Origin of the sequence: Salipiger mangrovisoli, assembly GCF_015223355.1 — a bacterium.
Taxonomy (GTDB): Bacteria; Pseudomonadota; Alphaproteobacteria; order Rhodobacterales; family Rhodobacteraceae; genus Salipiger; species Salipiger mangrovisoli.
Window position 1 is genome coordinate 87,388 of the sequence record NZ_JADFFK010000011.1, and the last position, 16,940, is coordinate 104,327.

Below are 16,940 nucleotides of genomic sequence, written 5' to 3' on the forward strand. Positions count from 1 at the left end.
AGATTTGCAACGTCCTTCGAAGGACGTTGCAGTTCCGCGTGTGTCTTCATCGTCCCAGGTAGACGTCGATGACGTCCTGGTTGGCGGTCACGTGATCGAGCGAGCCCTCGGCCAGCACCGAGCCCTCGCAGAGCACCGTCACCTTGCAATCGAGCCGCCGCACGAATTCCATGTCGTGCTCGACCACCACCACCGCGTGTTTCGTCGCCGCCCGGCGCAGGAGGTCCGTCGTGTGTTCACGCTCGGCCGGCGTCATCCCTGCGGCGGGCTCGTCGACCAGCAAGAGGCGCGGGTCCTGCGCCAGCAGCATGCCGATCTCGAGCCATTGCTTCTGGCCGTGGCTGAGCTCGCCCGAAATGCGGCCAAGCTGGTCCGACAGGCCGATCTCCTCGGCGATGGCGTCGATCCGCTCGGCCCCGGCGCGGGTCTTGTTGTAGAACAGCACGTCGAACGGTCCGCGCTTGTTCTTCAGCGCCATCGCGAGGTTCTCGCGCACGGTCTGGGCCTCGAAGACCGTGGGTTTCTGGAACTTGCGCCCGACGCCGGCGCGGGCGATCTGGCTTTCGCTCATCTTCAGCAGCGAGACGGATTTCTCGCCCCAGAGCACGCGGCCCTCGTCGGGGCGGGTCTTGCCGGTGATGATGTCCATGAAGGTGGTCTTGCCTGCGCCGTTGGGGCCGATGATGGCGCGCAGCTCGGGCTCGCCGATGCGGAAGGAGAGGTTGTTGATCGCCTTGAACCCGTCGAAGCTGACGGAGACGCCGGACATTTCGAGCAGGGTGCTCATTTCTCTTCCTCCCCTTCGACGGTGCGGCGTGCGCCCTGATCAGGGCCGAAGTCTCCGACGCGCTCGGGCACCGGGTGGCGGCGGCTGAAGAGATCGAAGATGCCGCCGATGCCCTTGGGCGCAAGCAGCGTCACGGCGACGAAGCTGAGGCCGAGCAGCACCAGCCACCAGTCGGTCCAGTTGATCGTGTAAAAGCCGAGGTTGACGTTCGGCGCGCCGCCGCCGGTGAACCAGCTCGACAGCAGCGAGACCACGGCAGCCCCGAGCGCCGCGCCGTAGAGCCGCCCGCGCCCGCCTATGGCGACCCAGACCGCGAGGTAGATCGAGGCGATGGGGGCGATTTCTGCCGGGTTTATGATGCCCGCCTGCGGATAGTAGAGCGCCCCGGCGAGGCCCGAGACGATGCCGGTGAGCGTGAAGATGAAAAGCTTGTAGCTTTCCACATGGTAGCCGAGGAAACGCACCCGGTTCTCGTTGTCGCGGATGCCGCGTATCACCGAGCCCATCTTGCCCGAGACCACCCAGGCAAAGAGCAGGTAGCCAAGTCCGAGCGCCGCCGCCGAGGCCCAGAAGAACCAGATCGAGATCGTCGCCTGCGGCACCACGTCGAGCCCAGGCAGGTTCTGCAGTCCCGACAGCCCGTTGTTGCCGCGCAGCCCGGCCTCGTTCTGGAAGAGGTAGAGCGAGAGCGCCAGGGTCATCGCCTGCGTCAGGATCGACAGGTACACGCCGGTGACGCGGCTGCGGAAGGCGAGCCAGCCGAAGACCAGCGCCAGCAGGCCCGGCACCAGCACCACCATGGCAAGCTGCAGCGGCAGGCTGTGCGCGAAGCCCCAGAGCCAGGGAAAGTCGGCGCTGCCGACCACGCCGAAGATCTGCTGGCCGATGGCGTCGTGGATCTCCTCGGGGGTGGGCGGGATCGGCGCGGCGCGCAGGCTCTCGGCGATGATCAGCTCGGTGCGGGCATACATCAGCCACATGCCGATCATGTAGCCGCCGAGCCCGAAGAAGGCCATGTGCCCGAGGCTGAGGATGCCGGTGTAGCCCCAGACCACGTCCATCGCCACGGCGACGAGCATCAGGCAGAGCGTCTTGCCCAGCGTCTTGACGAAGGAGGTCGAGAGGACCCCGGTCCCCGTGGCAGGTGCCAGCACGGTGACAAGCAGCACGAAGAGCGCGAGCGCCAGCAGGACCCAGGCCACGGACTTGTTCTGCGCGAAGAAACTGGTCATGCGGCGGCTCCCTTGGCCAGGCGGGGGAGGGGGCGCTGCCCCCGAGCCGCGGTGCGGCTCTCCGACGGGATATTTCTGCCTAGAAGAACGGGCGGGTGTTGGGTGCAGGGCATGGTCAGTCTCCTGCCGCGCGGCCCTTGAGGGCGACGATGCCCTTGGGGCGGACCTGGATGAAGAGGATGATGAAGAGGATCATGTAGGTCTGCGCCGCCAGCGTGTTGCTGGGGTTCATCCACTCGATGCCCTTTTGCAGGATGCCGATCAGCGCGGCACCCGCCAGCGTGCCCCAGACGTTGCCGACGCCGCCGACGACCACGGTCATGAAGCTCTGCACGATGTAGTTGCCGCCCATCTCGGAGGTGACCTGCGCATAGAGGCCGATGGCGATGCCGGCGATACCGGCGATGCCGGAGCCGAGGCCGAAGGTCAGCATGTTGATCTTGTCGGGGTTGATGCCCATCGAGGCGGCCATGCCGGGGTTCTGGGTGACCGCGCGGACCTCGAGCCCGATGCGGGTCTTGTTGAGGATGAAGAGGATCAGGCACAGGAACACCAGCGCCAGCACGAAGATCGCGATGCGGATATTGGCGATGCCGGCGACGTCGTTGATGATCCACGCCCCGTCGAGCCAATGCGGCGAGGTGAGCGGGCGGGCCTGGGTGCCGAAGATGTTCTTCGCAAGCTGCTGCAGCGCGATGGAGATGCCGAAGGTGGCGAGCAGCGTCTCGAGCGGACGGTGGTAGAGCCAGCGGATCACCAGCCGCTCCATCGCGACGCCGGCGGCAAAGGTGATCACGAAGGCCAGCGGCAGGGCGACGATCAGCGACAGCGTGTAGTCGGGGATGAGCTGCTGCACGACGTAGCCGGTATAGGCCCCCATCATGATGAACTCGCCATGGGCCATGTTGATCACCCCCATGACGCCGAAGGTGATCGCAAGGCCGATGGCGGCGAGGAAGTAGATCGAGGCCAGCGACAGCGAGTCGAGCCCGAAGTCCACCGCCTGCCAGAGGCCGACGCGGGTGCGCACCGCGCCGAGCGCGTCTTCGGCGGCTCCGGTGATGGCCGCGTCCGGTTCGGCGTATTCCTCATAGAAGACGTGGGAAGCGAGGGCGGCGGCGCGGTCCTCCGCGGTGACGCGGGCCGGCACGAGCCCCTCTGCCGCGAGGGCGGCATAGGCGCGGTCGCGGCCCGCTTCCGAGACCAGTTGGCCGAGCGGCACGCCGCCGACGGCACCATCCACGAGGTTGGCGGTGAGCGCGGCCTTGATCTGCTCGCGGCTCTGCACCGGCTGGGCGAGTTCGGCGGAGACGAGGCGGGCGTAGGCCTCGGCCTCGGTCAGCGCCTTGCCGGGTTTCAGAACCCGGGCGATATTGGCACCCTCGGGCAGGCTCTCGGCGACGCCGGCGCGGGTGGTGAGAATCTGGTTGAGCACCGCGCGCACGTCGACGCTGAGCTCGGAGGACAGTGCCCCGATGGCGGCGATGCGCGCCTCGGGGGTGGTGCCGAAGCTGGCGGTGAGCATGCCGTCGAGGCGTTTCTTGCGGGCCAGCACGCCGGGGTCCTGCTCGGTCTCGATGGAGGCGCGCAGCGGCTCGATCTGGTCGGCGGAGGGACTGCGGGCGATGGCGTCGAGCGCGGCGATGCGGCTGGCGATATTGGGGTCGGAGAGCTGGAACTGCACCAGCGCGGTGCTGATCGTGCGGCGCACGCCGCCGTTGGGGCGGATCTGCTCGATCTCGGCGGCGGGGGCGGTGCCGGCGGGCGCGCCGGTGGCGATGTCGGTCAACGCGTAGGCGTCGCCCTGCTTCTCGGCGTAGAAGAATTCTCCGTCGGTCCTGCGCTGGTAGACCTCGCGATCGGCCCAGTTTTGCAGGAAGGCGGGCACGGCGGCGTCGCCGGAGGCAACCAGTGCAGCGATCAGCGTGTCGACGGTCTGGCGGCCGGGCTTGGCAACCTCGCCGGAATATTGCTGGAGGATCGCCTTGAGGCCCGTGTTCTGCGCGGTGGCTGCGAGCGGCGCAAGGCTCAGGCAGAGCAGGAGCGCGAGAAAAGAGAGAAGCGCGCGCGGCATGGACGGCCCCCGGGAACAGAGTTCAGACATTGGCGGAGTGGTGCAGCGGGCGCGCGATCTGGCGCGCGCCCGCTGTCGTTCGGCTCAGATCAGTAGTTGGACTGAATCTGCACGCAGGTCTTGGTCTCGGTGTTGTACATGCCGCACTCGAGGTCTTTCCAATCGGACTCCAGCACCGCGGACTCGGGCAGGTAGTCGGTCCAGGCGTCGCCCGGCACCGGCTCGGTCGAGGAGATGATGTCGAACTGGCCGTCGGCGCGGATCTCGCCGATCAGCACCGGCTTCGAGAGGTGGTGGTTCACGCCCATCACGGCGGTGCCGCCGGTCAGGTTCGGGAACTCCTGGCCCCACATGTGCCCGCGCACGGCGTCGACATCGGTGGTCTCGGCGGCGGTGACCGCGTTCACCCACATGTTGAAGCCGATGTAATGGGCTTCCATCGGGTCGTTGGTCACGCGCTTCTCGTCGCCGATGAAGGCATGCCATTCCTTGATGAACTCGGCGTTGGCCTCGCCTTCGGCGGACATGAAGTAGTTCCACGCGGCGAGGTGGCCGACGAGGTTCGAGGTGTCGAGGCCCGAGAGTTCCTCTTCGCCCACCGAGAAGGCGACCACGGGGATGTCGTCTGCCGAGACACCCTGCGCCGCGAGTTCCTTGTAGAAGCCGATGTTGGCGTCACCGTTGATGGTCGAGATCACGCCGACCTGCTTGCCGTCGGCGCCGAGCGCCTTCACGTCCGACACGATGGTCGACCAGTCGGAGTGGCCGAAGGGGGTGTAGTTGACGAAGATGTCCTCTTCGGCGATGCCCTTCGACTTCAGGTAGGCCTCGAGGATGCGGTTCGTGGTGCGCGGGTAGACGTAGTCGGTGCCGAGCAACGCGAACTTCTCGACGCCAAGCTCGTCGAGGAAGTAGTCGGTGGCCGGGATCGCCTGCTGGTTCGGGGCGGCGCCGGTGTAGAAGACGTTCTTCGAGCTTTCCTCGCCCTCGTATTGCACCGGGTAGAAGTAGAGCGCGTTGAGCTCTTCGATGACCGGCAGCACGGCCTTGCGCGAGGCCGAGGTCCAGGAGCCGAAGATCACGTCGACCTTGTCGTTGGAGATCAGCTCGCGCGCCTTTTCCGCGAAGAGCGGCCAGTCGGAGGCCGGGTCCTTCACGACGGCTTCGAGCTGGCAGCCCAGCAGGCCGCCGGCCTTGTTCTGCTTGTCGATCAGCATCAGCATGGTGTCTTTCAGAGTGGTCTCGGAAATCGCCATGGTGCCGGAGAGCGAGTGCAGCACGCCCACCTTGATCGGGCAATCGGCCGCCTGAGCGGCACCGGCGGAAATCAGTGCCAGCGCTGCAACGGTAGAAAACTTCATTGCTTTGATCATGTTCAACATCCCTATAGAGCGGGGTCAGGGCTCCGCGCGGATCGGCTCGTGTTCGGCGATCTGGGCGGGTCCTCCTCCGCTTCGATTATCGTTGTGCCACAGGCGGCTGCCCTGTTGAGCTTGGGCCGCCACGGCTCCCCGTTGACGCGCCGACACTCGGCGCTCCTTTCGGATAACGGAGCCGTGACCCGCCGCCACGCGCTTTCCGTGGTGGAGACGGGCGCTGGCGGGGTGTGATTAATCCGAGGGCTTTCGCCACTCCGTGTGCTTAATATTTGGTCGAAATATATGGGGAATTGGGGGGCTATCCGGCTAAACTAAGGCGAATGCTCAGGAGATCAGATTCGTGACGGGCTATTTGCCGGTTTTTTGGGCAAGTAAAATGGGGCAGTGTTCTATTTTGCGCGCGGGGGGCTTTTCCTCTGCCTGCGAAACGGAGAACGTGAGCCTCAGAGCAAAGGGATTGTCATGAGCGCCACGAAGCCAGCGATTTTCAATGAGATGTTGAACGGCGAGCAGGTTCGCTCGGCCTATCAGAACCTGGAGAAATGGTATCGGTCGATGCCGGCCGAATTGCGAAGCCTGAAGCAGAACGAGGCCGAGGCGCTGTTTCGCCGGGTCGGGATCACCTTTGCGGTCTACGGCGAGGGCGGGGATCCCGAGCGCCTGATACCCTTCGACATGTTCCCGCGCGTGATGACCGCCGAGGAGTGGCGCAAGCTCGACCGCGGCGTGCGGCAGCGGGCGGCGGCGCTGAATGCCTTCCTGGCCGATGTCTACGACCGGCGCGAGATCATCCGCGCGGGCCGGATCCCCGAGCACCTGGTGACCAACAACGAGGCCTTCGAGAAGGCGGCCATCGGCTTCCGCCCGCCGCGCGGCGTGTTCAGCCATATCGTCGGCGTCGATCTGGTGCGCACCGGGCCGGACCAGTTCTACGTGCTGGAAGACAACTGCCGCACGCCCTCGGGGGTCAGCTACATGCTGCAGAACCGCGAGATCATGATGCGCATGTTCCCGCAGCTCTTCATGGAAAGTCGCATCCGCCCGGTGGATGGCTACGCCGGGCTGCTGAAAAAGACGCTGGCCTCGGTCGCCCCTCAGAAATGCCAGGGCGAGCCCAACATTGTCATCCTCACGCCGGGCCATTTCAACTCGGCCTATTACGAGCACAGCTTCCTTGCCGACCTGATGGGCGTCGAGCTGGTCGAGGGGCAGGACCTCTTTGTCGAGGGCGATTTCGTCTGGATGAAGACCACCGAGGGCCCCCGCAAGGTCGACGTGATCTACCGACGGATCGACGACGCCTTCATCGATCCGCTGTGCTTCCGGCCAGACTCGATGCTGGGCGTGCCGGGGCTGATGAGCGTCTACCGCTCGGGCGGGGTCACCATCTGCTCGGCCCCGGGTGCCGGGGTTGCCGACGACAAGGCGATCTACACCTATGTGCCAGAGATGATCCGCTTCTACCTTGGCGAGGAGCCGATCCTCGAAAACGTGCCGACCTGGCAATGTGCCAAGGAAGATGACTGCAAGTACGTGCTCGAGAACCTGTCCGAGCTGGTGGTCAAGGAGGTGCACGGCTCGGGGGGCTACGGCATGCTCGTGGGGCCGAAGTCCGACAAGTCGACCATCGAGTCCTTTGCCGCGAAGATCCGCAAGAACCCCGACAATTACATTGCCCAGCCGACATTGGCGCTCTCGGCCTGTCCCACCTTCGTCGAGGAGGGGATCGCACCGCGCCACGTCGATCTGCGTCCCTACTGCCTGGTCGGCGAGACCATCGAACTGGTGCCGGGCGGGCTGACCCGCGTGGCACTGAAGGAAGGCTCGCTGGTGGTGAACTCGTCGCAGGGCGGCGGGGTCAAGGACACCTGGGTATTGGCGGAGTGACGACATGTTGAGCCGGACTGCAGAACATCTTTACTGGATGGCGCGCTACATCGAGCGCACCGAAACCACCGCCCGCCTGCTTGAGGTCGGGGCGCGCAACGCGCTCTTGCCCAATGCCACGGGCGGGTACCGCAACGACTGGGAGGCTGTGCTGCTGGCGAAAGGCACGCTCGAGCCCTTCCTCGAGAAGTATCGAGAGACCAACCAGCGCAATATCGAGACCTGGCTGTTCTTCGACTCCGACAACCCCTCGTCGGTCTACTCGTGCCTGTCGGCGGCGCGCGAGAATGCCCGCGTGGTGCGCACCGCGCTGACCGCGCCGGTCTGGGACGCGATCAACGGATCCTTCCAGGAACTCCAGCAGCTGCACCGCACCGAGCGCAGCAAGCTGATGGTGACCGATCTGACCGAATGGACGCTGCGCGCCTGCCAGCTGATCCGCGGCGCCTTCATGTCGACCCAGTTGCGCAACGACGGCTACGATTTCTCCGGCATCGGCACGACCATCGAGCGCGCCGACAACACCGCCCGGCTGATCGACGTGAAATACTACGTGCTGCTGCCCACGGTGAATTACGTCGGCTCTGGGCTCGATCAGAGCCAATGGGCACTGTTGCTGCAGTCGATGACCGCGCAGCGCGCCTTCAACTGGAGCTATCAGGGCGAAATCACCGCCGCCAAGATCGCGCACCTGCTGATCCTCAACCGCCGGTTCCCGCGCTCGCTGCGCGCCTGCGTGCAATGGTATTGCGAGCATCTCGACAATCTCGCCGAGAGCTACCAGACTGCCACTGCGGCGCAGGAGGTGGCGCACAAGTTGCTCGACGATCTGCGTGCGGCGACCGTCGAGGAAATTTTCGAGGAGGGGCTGCACGAATTCCTCGCACGCTTCATGTCGCGCAATGCCGAGGTCGCGACCACGGTGCACGAGGTCTACCTGAGCGGGATGCCGACATGAGACTCTCGATCCGTCATATCACGCGCTACCGGTTCGACGAACCGGTGCGCGGTATCGTCCAGTCGCAGAAACTCTGGCCCGCCGATTGCGCAAGCCAGCGCGTCCTGGCGTGGACCGTCACCTCGCACGGGGCGCAGACCGGGGCCGAATTCGTCGACGGGGCGGGCGACATGATCCGCCTTGCGACCTGGCGCGGTCCGCTCACCGAGCTGACCGTCGAAGTCGAGGGTGAGGTCGAGACGGCGGACCTCTACGGCGTGCTGCGCGAGCACCGCGAACGCATCCCGCCCTCGGCCTACCTGCGGCCGACGCGCCAGGTCGAAGCCGATGCCGAGCTGAAGATGCTGTCCGCCGTCGCGCTGAAGGGGCTGGACGGCGCCAGCGCGCTCGACCGCGCCCATGCGCTCAGCCGTGCTGTCTCTGAGGCGATTGCCTACAAGCCCGGCGAGACCCAGCCCCACACGACCGCCTCGGAGGCGCTCTCGGGCGGGGTCGGCGTCTGCCAGGACCACGCCCATGCGCTGATCTCAGTTGCCCATGTGGCGGAGATGCCGGCGCGCTATGTGACCGGCTACCTGCAGGCGAGCGCGGACGGAAGCCCGCATGAGGCCAGCCATGCCTGGGCCGAGATCTGGGTGCCCGAACTGGGCTGGGTCGGGTTCGACGCTGCCAATGCCTGCTGCCCCGACGCGCGCTACGTGCGCCTGGGATCGGGCTACGATGCGCTCGACGCGGCGCCGATCCGGGGGCTGGTGCAAGGCGCCACGCCCGAGGAACACCTCGACGTCGAGGTCATGGTGACCGCGGTCCAGTCCGGGCAGCAACAACAGCAATAGGTGCCGCTGGCCGCCGCAATCATGAACAGGCACTCACGGCGCCGTAACCCTATCCCTTAGAGCAGGATTGCGGGGGCGGGGGGGCGGCGGTATATCGGTGCGTTGCCAATCGGAAGGGACTCGGGGACAGATGACCTATTGCGTGGGATTGCTGCTGGATGCGGGCGTGGTCCTGCTGTCCGACACGCGCACCAATGCCGGGCTCGACAATATTGCGACCTATCGCAAGATGTTCCTTTTCGAGAAGCAAGGCGACCGTGCCATCGGCATCATGACCGCGGGCTCGCTGTCGATTACCCAGACGGTGATCGCCCGGCTGACCGAAGCCAACGAGGAGCCTGACTCGCCGCGCGCGATCCTGCGCGCGCCGGGCATGCTGCAGGTCGCCGAGATCGTCGGGGCGACGCTTTCGGATGTCACCTCCGAAGTGTCGTCCAAGATGGAGCGGATGAACCAGAGCGCCACCGCCTCGATGATCGTCGCGGGGCAGCGCAAGGGCGGGCCGATGCGGATGTTCCTCGTCTATCCCGAAGGAAATTTCATCGAAGCGACGCCCGACACGCCTTTCCTGCAAATCGGCGAGCACAAATACGGCAAGCCGATCCTCGACCGGGTGATCTCCTCCGAGACCACGCTGGCCGACGCCGAGAAGGCGGTTCTGCTGTCGATGGATTCGACGCTGCGCTCGAACCTGAGCGTCGGCATGCCGCTCGATTTCGCGGTGATCGAGCGCGACGCGCTGGCGGTAACCCGGCGGCGGCGCATCGAACCCAGCGACGAGGCTTTCCAGAAGATGAGCCACGACTGGTCCGAGGCGCTGCGCAACGCCTTCGCCGAGATCGATCCGATCTGACCGGGCAAGGCTGCGCCGACAAGATTGCCCGGTCGTGCCGCGGCCTGCCGCGACGGTTCAGAACAGGGTGATTTCGGTCTGCGGCGGTTTCGGTGGGGTGATCGGGGCCACTGCCTCGATTTCACCGGGCACGATGAACTGCCGCACGCGACCGTCGGCGGGCCAGAAGCGGATGCGCCTGGCCGAGGTGCCGCCGGTGCTCTCAGAAGCCAGCGGAATGGCTTCGTTCTGCAAGAACTCCTTGGCGAAGGCGACGTTCGAGCCGCCGATGTCACGCAACTGGCTGAGCATGTTCGCACCGCCGAAAAGTTTGGCGACCAGCCGGGTCTTATGCGCCCCGCTTTTGAGCAGCCCGTTGATGAGCAGTTCCATCGAGTAGGCGCCATAGCGCACGTTCTCCCCCTCCTTGCCGGCGCGTTGCGGCAGCAGGAAATGGTTCATGCCGCCGACCCCGGCCTCGATATCGGTCAGGCACACCGCCACGCAGGACCCCAGAACTGTCGACAGCACTTCGGAGCGCGACGAGGAGATCCGGTATTCTCCCTGGATCACATTCACGAGCTTTTCAGCGGCTTCGGTCATCTTGCGGTCATCCTTCCATGCGAGGCGGGGGCCGGGGTGGCACAGGCGCGCAGCAGCGCGGGGCCGATCCCCGGAAGCGGAAGGCTGGTCTCGACCGCGCCGAGATCGCGCGCGGCGCGGGGCATGCCATAGACGATGCAGGTCTCCTCGTCCTGCGCGAAGGTCCTGGCTCCGGCGTCGCGCAACGCCTTGAGACCCTGGGCGCCGTCGCGGCCCATGCCGGTCAGCAGCGCCGCCACGGCGCGCGGGGCGCCGGGCAGCGCGGAGGTGAAAAGCGCATCCACAGAGGGCATGTGTCCGGAAATCGGCTCTCCCGCGCGCAAGGCGATCTTCATCGGCGCGCCACCGGCCAGATGCAGATGCGCGCGGCTGCCGGCGGCGATCACGACCTGGCCGTGATCCACCCGCTCGCCGTCCCGCGCGGGCCGCACCTGTGCGGCGCATTGCCGGTCGAGCAACCGCGTGAGGCTTTCGCCAAAGCCGCCGCCGGTATGCTGCACGATGAAAGTGGGCGGGCAGTCGGCGGGAAAATAGGAGAGGACGGTCAGCAGCGCATCGACGCCGCCGGTCGAAGCCCCCAGCAGTATGAAACGATTGCTCAGCGCCCCGCCTGGCAGGCTCGGCGCCGCCGGTGGTTCCGGCAGGATGCCGCGTCGCCGTGCCGTGCGGGTCAGCGAGCGCAGCGTGCCGATGAGTTCCTCGGAGGGCACTTCGGGATCGATTGCGAAGAGATCGGAGCGCTTGTCCCAGGGGCTTGCAGGCAGGGCGGCCCCGGTCACGCTGCGGGTCTTGATGACCAGCCAGCGCACGTCGAGCGTGGCGAAGAGCGCGCGCATGACCTCGAATTCGGGCAGCATGGCGAGCCGCTCGGCGATGAGGACCGCCATCGGCTCCTGCTCTTCGACCGCGGTGTAGGTGGTCATGAGGTCATGTGTTTCGGCGATCAGCTCGATATGCGGAGATGGACGCAGCCCGGCCGCGATCTGCCGCCGCAGTCCCAGGTCCGGATGGGCCAGGATCAGGGATATCTTCGACATCGGTCTTTTCCTTTGCGGCCTGTGGTGTCGGCTGTGATCGCGGCACGGAATTCGTCTCGCCCGGGCCATGCCGTGCGGTCGCCGGGGTCATGGCGGCCCGCCTTCGCCACGGCGGCAGGGCGCAGGAGACGCAGTTTGCGGCAGGAAGGCCCATCCACATCGCGCAGAGACTGCGTGGCAGGACCCCGCTTCGCGGGTCACGGCGCGGCTCGGGCGTTTGCCAGTCCCGACCTGCGGCTTCCATCGGTCGCCGCCGGTCGCGCATCGGAGCAAGTGCAGGCATCGCCGCGATGTCCAGATGCACGGCCACGTCAGAACAGCTCGGGGGCATTGGGTTCCAGCCCGTCCCCCTGCGCGCCGCCGAGCCGGTGCCGGAGATCACGAAGGGGAATGATCGAGAGCGCCTCGCGAAGATCCAACGCGGCTTCCCCGTCCAGAAGGCGTGCGAGGCGTTCGACATAGCCGGCAAGCGCGTCAGTCGATTGCGCCAGCATATCTAGTTCCTGAAAGGCGGTGATCGCCACGGACCCGAGGCGCGAATCCGCATTGCCCGAATAGATATGCTCCATGCCATGCTCGAGCCTCTCCAGACGCTGCTGGAGGTGTCTGATCTCGCGAGACAGCAACCATGTCGCTTCATTTGCGGTCATCGGGGCCGAGGTCGAGGCGGTCATGGCTTCAGAGCTTTCCGACGACGCTTTCGATGCATTGCTTCATCGCAAGGGAAGTGAAGGGTTTCTTTATCATGTTGTTGAGACCGAGCTGTTTCGCCTGCGCCACCATGTCTGGCGTCGGTTTTCCGGTAACCAGGATGAAGCCGACCTTCTGCGTTGCGCGGTTTTGCCGAACAGCTTTCAGCAGGGCAAGGCCATCCATATTTGGCATGTTGAAGTCCGACAGCACCAGGTGAACCGGACTGCCGGCCATACGGGCAAGGGCCTTGCTGCCATCGTTTTCGGTCAGGTAGTTCTTGATGCCGATCTCATCGAGCGCCTGGGTAATCAGCCCGCGGCTCGTGGCCATGTCATCGACCACCATGATGCGCAGCGAATCCTTCAAACTCATCTTATTCTCCTAGGTTGGCCGTGACGGGCCATGCGAGGCGCGTTTGCGATAGGTGGTCACACCCGCGGTGGTGAATTCTGCCAGGGCTGGGCCGGACAGACGTTCGGAGTGGCCGATGAACAGAAAGCCTCCGGCGCGCAACATGCCGCTGAAACGGGTCCAGAGCCGTTGTTGCGTTTCTTGGTCGAAGTAGATCGCGACGTTTCGGCAGAAAATCGCGTCGAAAGGTCCGTTGAAGGGCCAATCGCAGATCAGGTTGAGCTCCGCGAAGCTGATCAGCGCCCTGAGGTCTGGGCCCGTTTCCACCATCTCGGGCTCGCCGGCCACGGGACGCAGCCAGCGGTGCCGGTAGTCAGCAGGAACCGTCTCGCAATCCTCCGCGGCGTAGCGTCCCTGGCGCGCCTTGCGCAGGATCGCCGGGTCTATGTCGGTGGCTAGAATCCGGGTGTCGCGCGTGCCAGGCGGCAGGAAGTTCAGCAATGTCATGGCGATCGAGAAGGGTTCCTGTCCAGACGAGCAGCCAGCGGACCAGATGCGGACGCGCCGTTGAAGCCCAAGCTCGGGGATGAGCGCCTCGCACAGGGTTTCGAAATGGTGCTTCTCGCGGAAGAAGCTGGTGACATTCGTTGTCAGCGCCGAGACCAGTTCGAGCCGCTCCGCGCTCTCACTCTCGAGGTCGAGCAATGCCATGTAATCGCGAAAGGAGCCGAGCCCGCGTGCCCGCAAACGCCGCGCGAGCCGGGAGTAGACCAGGGGCTTCTTGCTGACGGCGAGGCTGAGGCCGAACTCGCTGCGCGCGAGCCGGGCCAGCGCCTCGAAGTCCGCATCGGTGAAAGCAAATTCCCCCGGCAGCGCGTCAGCGGCAACGAGACTCATGCGGCGGCCCCGCCTTCCTGATCGAGCACCGCGTCGAGATTGACGACCCGCACCATGGATTCCCCGACCGAGATCACGCCGAGGATGGCCTGACGCGCCGCATCGGACTTCATGTCGGGCGTTTCCTGGATCGACGACTTGGCAACCGAGAGGATTTCGGAGACCGATTCAACCAGGAGACCGATGGTCGTCCCGCCCGCGGCGGCCACGATCACCACGTTGCGCTCATTGTCCGCGGTCACCCCGAGCCCGAAGCGCGCCGAAAGATCGAAGATCGGGATCACCGCGCCGCGCAGGTTCATCACCCCCAGCACATCGTCGGGCGTGTGCGGCAGCTTGGTGACCGGGGTCCATCTGCGGATCTCGCGGATCTGCATGATCTCGAGGCAGAAGCTCTGGTTGCCCGCCGAGAAGGTGATGAATTCAAACTGCGCCTCGGTCGGTCCCTCGTTGGCGTCAAGCATGGTGAAGCTCCAGTTTCGGGGGGGTAATTGCGGGAAAATAGGGGGCGGCGGGCTGCAACTTGACCACTTCTTCGGGGTCAAGGATCAGTGCGATCTTGCCGTCACCGAGAATGGTGGCGGCTGAAACGCCGGGGATGGCGGCATAGTTGCTCTCGAGGCTCTTGATCACCACCTGGCGCTGATCATGGATCGCCTCGACCCGCAGGGCGGTGAGCCCCTGGCTTTCGGTGCTCACCAGCAGCAGCACGCCTTCGCCCGCCTCCTTGCGCGTCGCGGCAAGGCCGAGATTGAAGGCGACGTCGACCACCGGGACGTAAGCGCCGCGCACGAGGATCACCACCCCCTTGGTTCCCACCGCGTGCAGGTCACGTTGGCTGGGGCGGATCGTTTCGATGATCGAGGCGATCGGGATCACCATGGTCTGATCGGCGACCGAAATCACAAAGCCATCCATCACCGCGAGGGTGAGCGGAAGCACGATGGTGAAGGTGGTGCCGGAACCGGGGGTCGAGGCGATGGACACCCGGCCGCCGAGCGCGGCAACGGCATTCTTTACCACATCCATGCCGACGCCGCGGCCCGAAAGGTTCGACACTTCGCTTGCGGTCGAGAAGCCGGGCAGGAAGAGCAAGTTGTCGATTTCGGATTCCGACAGCTCCGCCTCGGGCAAGACAAGCCCTTTCTCGATGGCCTTTTCCAGGATTCGCGCGCGGTTCAGCCCGGCGCCGTCGTCGCCGATCTCGATGAAGACACTGCCCGAGCGGTGGGAGGCCGACAGGCGGATCGTGCCCACCCTTTCCTTTCCGGCGGCGGCGCGGACATCGGCCTTTTCCAGGCCGTGGTCGACGGCGTTGCGCACCATGTGGGTCAGTGGATCGGCCAGCCGCTCGATCACCGTCTTGTCGACCTCGGTCGAATCACCGACCGTGACCAGCCTTGCCTTCTTGCCCGTCGCTTCCGCCGCCTCGCGCACGATGCGTGACATGCGCTGGAACAGGGGCTTAACGGGCTGAGCGCGGATCGCCATGACCCCCTCTTGGATGTCCCGTGCAAGGAGTTTGTAGGCTTCGAGCTCATTGGTGAGATGGGCCACCGCGGGCAGGTCCAGTTCCTCGATGCGCTGCGAGATCATCGCCTGGTTGATGATCAGCTCGCCCACCGTGTTGATCAGCCGGTCCACCCGTTCGAGATCGACCCGCAGGGTGGGGCGGGGGCCGCGCGCCTCGCCGCGCTGGGAATCGGCGCGGGGGTCAAGAATCTCGGCACCCGGTGCGGGCCCGTCCCGGACCGGGGACGGCGGCGGAGGCGCTATGCCCTCGTCGTCGGGCGGTACCACGCTGAGCGGCGGTTGCGCGTCGCCGTCGTCTTCGCGGATGTCGAGGTCGCAGAGCGATTCGACGAACTCGAAGATTTCGTGCAGCACCGTCTCGGGCTCGGAGGTTTCGAGCTGCAGCGTCCAGGCGATGACCGCGTCATTGGGATCGAAGGCGTCGAAATCCGGCAGCCCGGAGAGGTCGGCGGCAGCGCGGAGATCGCCGAGTTCGGCGAGCGCATCGAAGAGCAGGAGTGGCTCATGGCCGTTGGCGTAGAGCGCCGGGCTGGGTTTGAAACGGATGTGGAAGAGCCGCAGCGCCGCCTCGGTCTCTGTGGCGTCGTCGGCCAGGTCGGGATCCGCCGGGGCGGCTCCGAAGTCGAGCGTCACTGCGTCAAAGCTGAAACTGTCATCCTTGTCCGCCTCGCCGAGATAGCTGTCGAGTTCCTTGAGGATGGCGGCTTCGGATTCGGCATTGGGTTCGCGGTCGTCGCGTGCCGCTTCCACCAGATCGGCGAGCTGGTCGCCGGAACGGTGGAACAGGTGCATCAGTGCCTCGGTGACTTTCAGTTCCTGACTGCGCACCTTGTCCATCACCGTCTCGAAGGTGTGGGCGAAGCTGACCAGGCGGTCGAGCGCGAAGGCACCGGCCCCGCCCTTGATCGAATGGACCGCCCGGAACACGGCGTTGACAACATCCATGTCGTCAGGGTCCTGCTCCATCGAGGAGAGCCCTTCGACAAGCGCTTCAAGAAGCTCTTCGCACTCTTCGAAAAATGTATCGCGGATCGAATTTCCCGACATCTTTACACCATGTGTCCTGTGAGCCGGCGCAGCACCGAGACCAGCGATGCGTCGTCGAAAGGTTTCACGATCCAGCCGGTGGCGCCGGCCGCGCGGGCGCGGGCCTTGAGGTCGGCGCCGCTCTCGGTGGTCAGCACGATGATCGGCACGGTCGTGCGGTTGGGGCCGCTGCGCAGCGTCTCGATCACGCCAAAGCCGTCCATGTTCGGCATGTTGATGTCGGTGATCACCACGTCGGGCTCGACCTCGGAGAATTGTTCGACCCCTTCGACGCCGTCGCAGGCGGAATGGAATTCGAACCCGGCGCCCTCGAGCGAGATGCGCAGCAGGTTGCGGATCGTGCGGGAATCGTCGATTGCGAGAACCTTCGTCGTCATTGCACGAGCTCCTCACCAGTCTTGAGGCCCTGACTGTCGAAGTGGTCGGGCGGCAACCCGAGCTGTTGCAGTCCGGTGCGGAAGGATTCAGTGATATCGCAGAGGGTGAAGGGCAGCTGCTCGGCGCGCCATTGCCTCTGCGCGACGAGCAGGATTTGCAGCCGATGCGCATCGAGCCGCAGAACGTCACGCACCGAGATCGCCACGGGCATGTGCCGGGCCCCGAGCAGGAAAGGCACGAGCGGGTCCTCGCCGTTGCGGTTGCGCCCGGGATCGAGCACGTGGCTATGAAGCTCTGTCATCGCGATATCGGTCCTTTGCCAAAGGAGAGCGGGGACAACCTGCGCCCTGTCGGATGCCGGTCGCCAAGTGATCGTCGAGCCTACGCCCCGGCGACGGCGCCGGTGCCGGGTGGTC

17 protein-coding genes are annotated in these 16,940 nt (G+C 65.5%); 4 read left to right on the plus strand and 13 right to left on the minus strand.

From position 1 onward, the window contains the following. Positions 1 to 46 precede the first annotated feature (46 nt). From urtD to urtA, 4 genes are all read right to left on the minus strand, one after another. Positions 47 to 787, minus strand: coding sequence for an urea ABC transporter ATP-binding protein UrtD (gene urtD, locus IQ782_RS15480; protein ID WP_194135561.1), 741 nt, complete (start codon positions 785 to 787; stop codon positions 47 to 49). Beyond that, positions 784 to 2,019 (minus strand): urea ABC transporter permease subunit UrtC, encoded by a 1,236-nt coding sequence (urtC, locus tag IQ782_RS15485; RefSeq protein ID WP_194135562.1) that lies wholly within the window; start codon positions 2,017 to 2,019, stop codon positions 784 to 786. The genes urtD and urtC overlap by 4 nt, the downstream gene beginning before the upstream one ends. 115 nt (positions 2,020 to 2,134) lie before the next feature. Then, the gene (gene urtB, locus IQ782_RS15490; protein ID WP_194135563.1) at positions 2,135 to 4,093 is read right to left on the minus strand and encodes an urea ABC transporter permease subunit UrtB; all 1,959 of its coding nucleotides are present in this window, start codon (positions 4,091 to 4,093) and stop codon (positions 2,135 to 2,137) included. A gap of 89 nt (positions 4,094 to 4,182) precedes the next feature. Further along, a complete protein-coding gene (gene urtA, locus IQ782_RS15495) occupies positions 4,183 to 5,454 on the minus strand; it encodes an urea ABC transporter substrate-binding protein (protein ID WP_240989326.1) in 1,272 nt (423 codons plus the stop codon). A gap of 480 nt (positions 5,455 to 5,934) precedes the next feature. On the opposite strand from urtA, the gene IQ782_RS15500 reads away from it, so the two are divergent. The 4 genes from IQ782_RS15500 (at position 5,935) to IQ782_RS15515 (ending at position 10,006) form a co-directional block, all read left to right on the plus strand. Beyond that, positions 5,935 to 7,359 carry a circularly permuted type 2 ATP-grasp protein gene (locus IQ782_RS15500; protein ID WP_194135565.1) on the plus strand — a complete coding sequence of 475 codons (1,425 nt, stop codon included), beginning with the start codon at positions 5,935 to 5,937 and terminating at the stop codon, positions 7,357 to 7,359. A 4-nt stretch (positions 7,360 to 7,363) separates the two neighbouring features. Further along, the gene (locus IQ782_RS15505; RefSeq protein ID WP_194135566.1) at positions 7,364 to 8,317 is read left to right on the plus strand and encodes an alpha-E domain-containing protein; all 954 of its coding nucleotides are present in this window, start codon (positions 7,364 to 7,366) and stop codon (positions 8,315 to 8,317) included. Continuing rightward, positions 8,314 to 9,153, plus strand: a complete 840-nt coding sequence (locus IQ782_RS15510) for a transglutaminase family protein (RefSeq protein ID WP_194135567.1) — start codon at positions 8,314 to 8,316, stop codon at positions 9,151 to 9,153. The genes IQ782_RS15505 and IQ782_RS15510 overlap by 4 nt, the downstream gene beginning before the upstream one ends. A 130-nt stretch (positions 9,154 to 9,283) precedes the next feature. After that, complete coding sequence (locus tag IQ782_RS15515; RefSeq protein WP_194135568.1) at positions 9,284 to 10,006, plus strand: proteasome-type protease; 723 nt, start codon at positions 9,284 to 9,286, stop codon at positions 10,004 to 10,006. Positions 10,007 to 10,063: 57 nt separating this feature from the next. On the opposite strand, the gene IQ782_RS15520 is transcribed toward IQ782_RS15515, so the two are convergent. From IQ782_RS15520 to IQ782_RS15560, 9 genes are all read right to left on the minus strand, one after another. Beyond that, positions 10,064 to 10,588, minus strand: a complete 525-nt coding sequence (locus IQ782_RS15520) for a chemotaxis protein CheD (protein ID WP_194135569.1) — start codon at positions 10,586 to 10,588, stop codon at positions 10,064 to 10,066. Further along, complete coding sequence (locus IQ782_RS15525) at positions 10,585 to 11,625, minus strand: CheB methylesterase domain-containing protein (RefSeq protein WP_194135570.1); 1,041 nt, start codon at positions 11,623 to 11,625, stop codon at positions 10,585 to 10,587. The genes IQ782_RS15520 and IQ782_RS15525 overlap by 4 nt, the downstream gene beginning before the upstream one ends. Before the next feature lie 311 nt (positions 11,626 to 11,936). Then, positions 11,937 to 12,299 carry a chemotaxis protein gene (locus IQ782_RS15530; protein WP_194135571.1) on the minus strand — a complete coding sequence of 121 codons (363 nt, stop codon included), beginning with the start codon at positions 12,297 to 12,299 and terminating at the stop codon, positions 11,937 to 11,939. A 4-nt stretch (positions 12,300 to 12,303) separates the two neighbouring features. Beyond that, positions 12,304 to 12,690 (minus strand): response regulator, encoded by a 387-nt coding sequence (locus IQ782_RS15535; protein WP_194135572.1) that lies wholly within the window; start codon positions 12,688 to 12,690, stop codon positions 12,304 to 12,306. 9 nt (positions 12,691 to 12,699) lie between these two features. After that, positions 12,700 to 13,566: a CheR family methyltransferase gene (locus IQ782_RS15540; protein ID WP_194135573.1), complete on the minus strand. Its 867-nt coding sequence runs from the start codon at positions 13,564 to 13,566 to the stop codon at positions 12,700 to 12,702. After that, positions 13,563 to 14,030 (minus strand): chemotaxis protein CheW, encoded by a 468-nt coding sequence (locus tag IQ782_RS15545; RefSeq protein WP_194135574.1) that lies wholly within the window; start codon positions 14,028 to 14,030, stop codon positions 13,563 to 13,565. Before IQ782_RS15545 ends, IQ782_RS15540 begins: the two co-directional genes overlap by 4 nt. Next, on the minus strand, positions 14,023 to 16,146 hold the full coding sequence (locus tag IQ782_RS15550) for a chemotaxis protein CheA (protein ID WP_194135575.1): 2,124 nt from the start codon (positions 16,144 to 16,146) through the stop codon (positions 14,023 to 14,025). Before IQ782_RS15550 ends, IQ782_RS15545 begins: the two co-directional genes overlap by 8 nt. A 2-nt stretch (positions 16,147 to 16,148) precedes the next feature. Then, positions 16,149 to 16,523: a response regulator gene (locus IQ782_RS15555; protein ID WP_095882021.1), complete on the minus strand. Its 375-nt coding sequence runs from the start codon at positions 16,521 to 16,523 to the stop codon at positions 16,149 to 16,151. Beyond that, a complete protein-coding gene (locus tag IQ782_RS15560; RefSeq protein WP_194135576.1) occupies positions 16,520 to 16,825 on the minus strand; it encodes a hypothetical protein in 306 nt (101 codons plus the stop codon). Before IQ782_RS15560 ends, IQ782_RS15555 begins: the two co-directional genes overlap by 4 nt. Positions 16,826 to 16,940 lie beyond the last annotated feature (115 nt).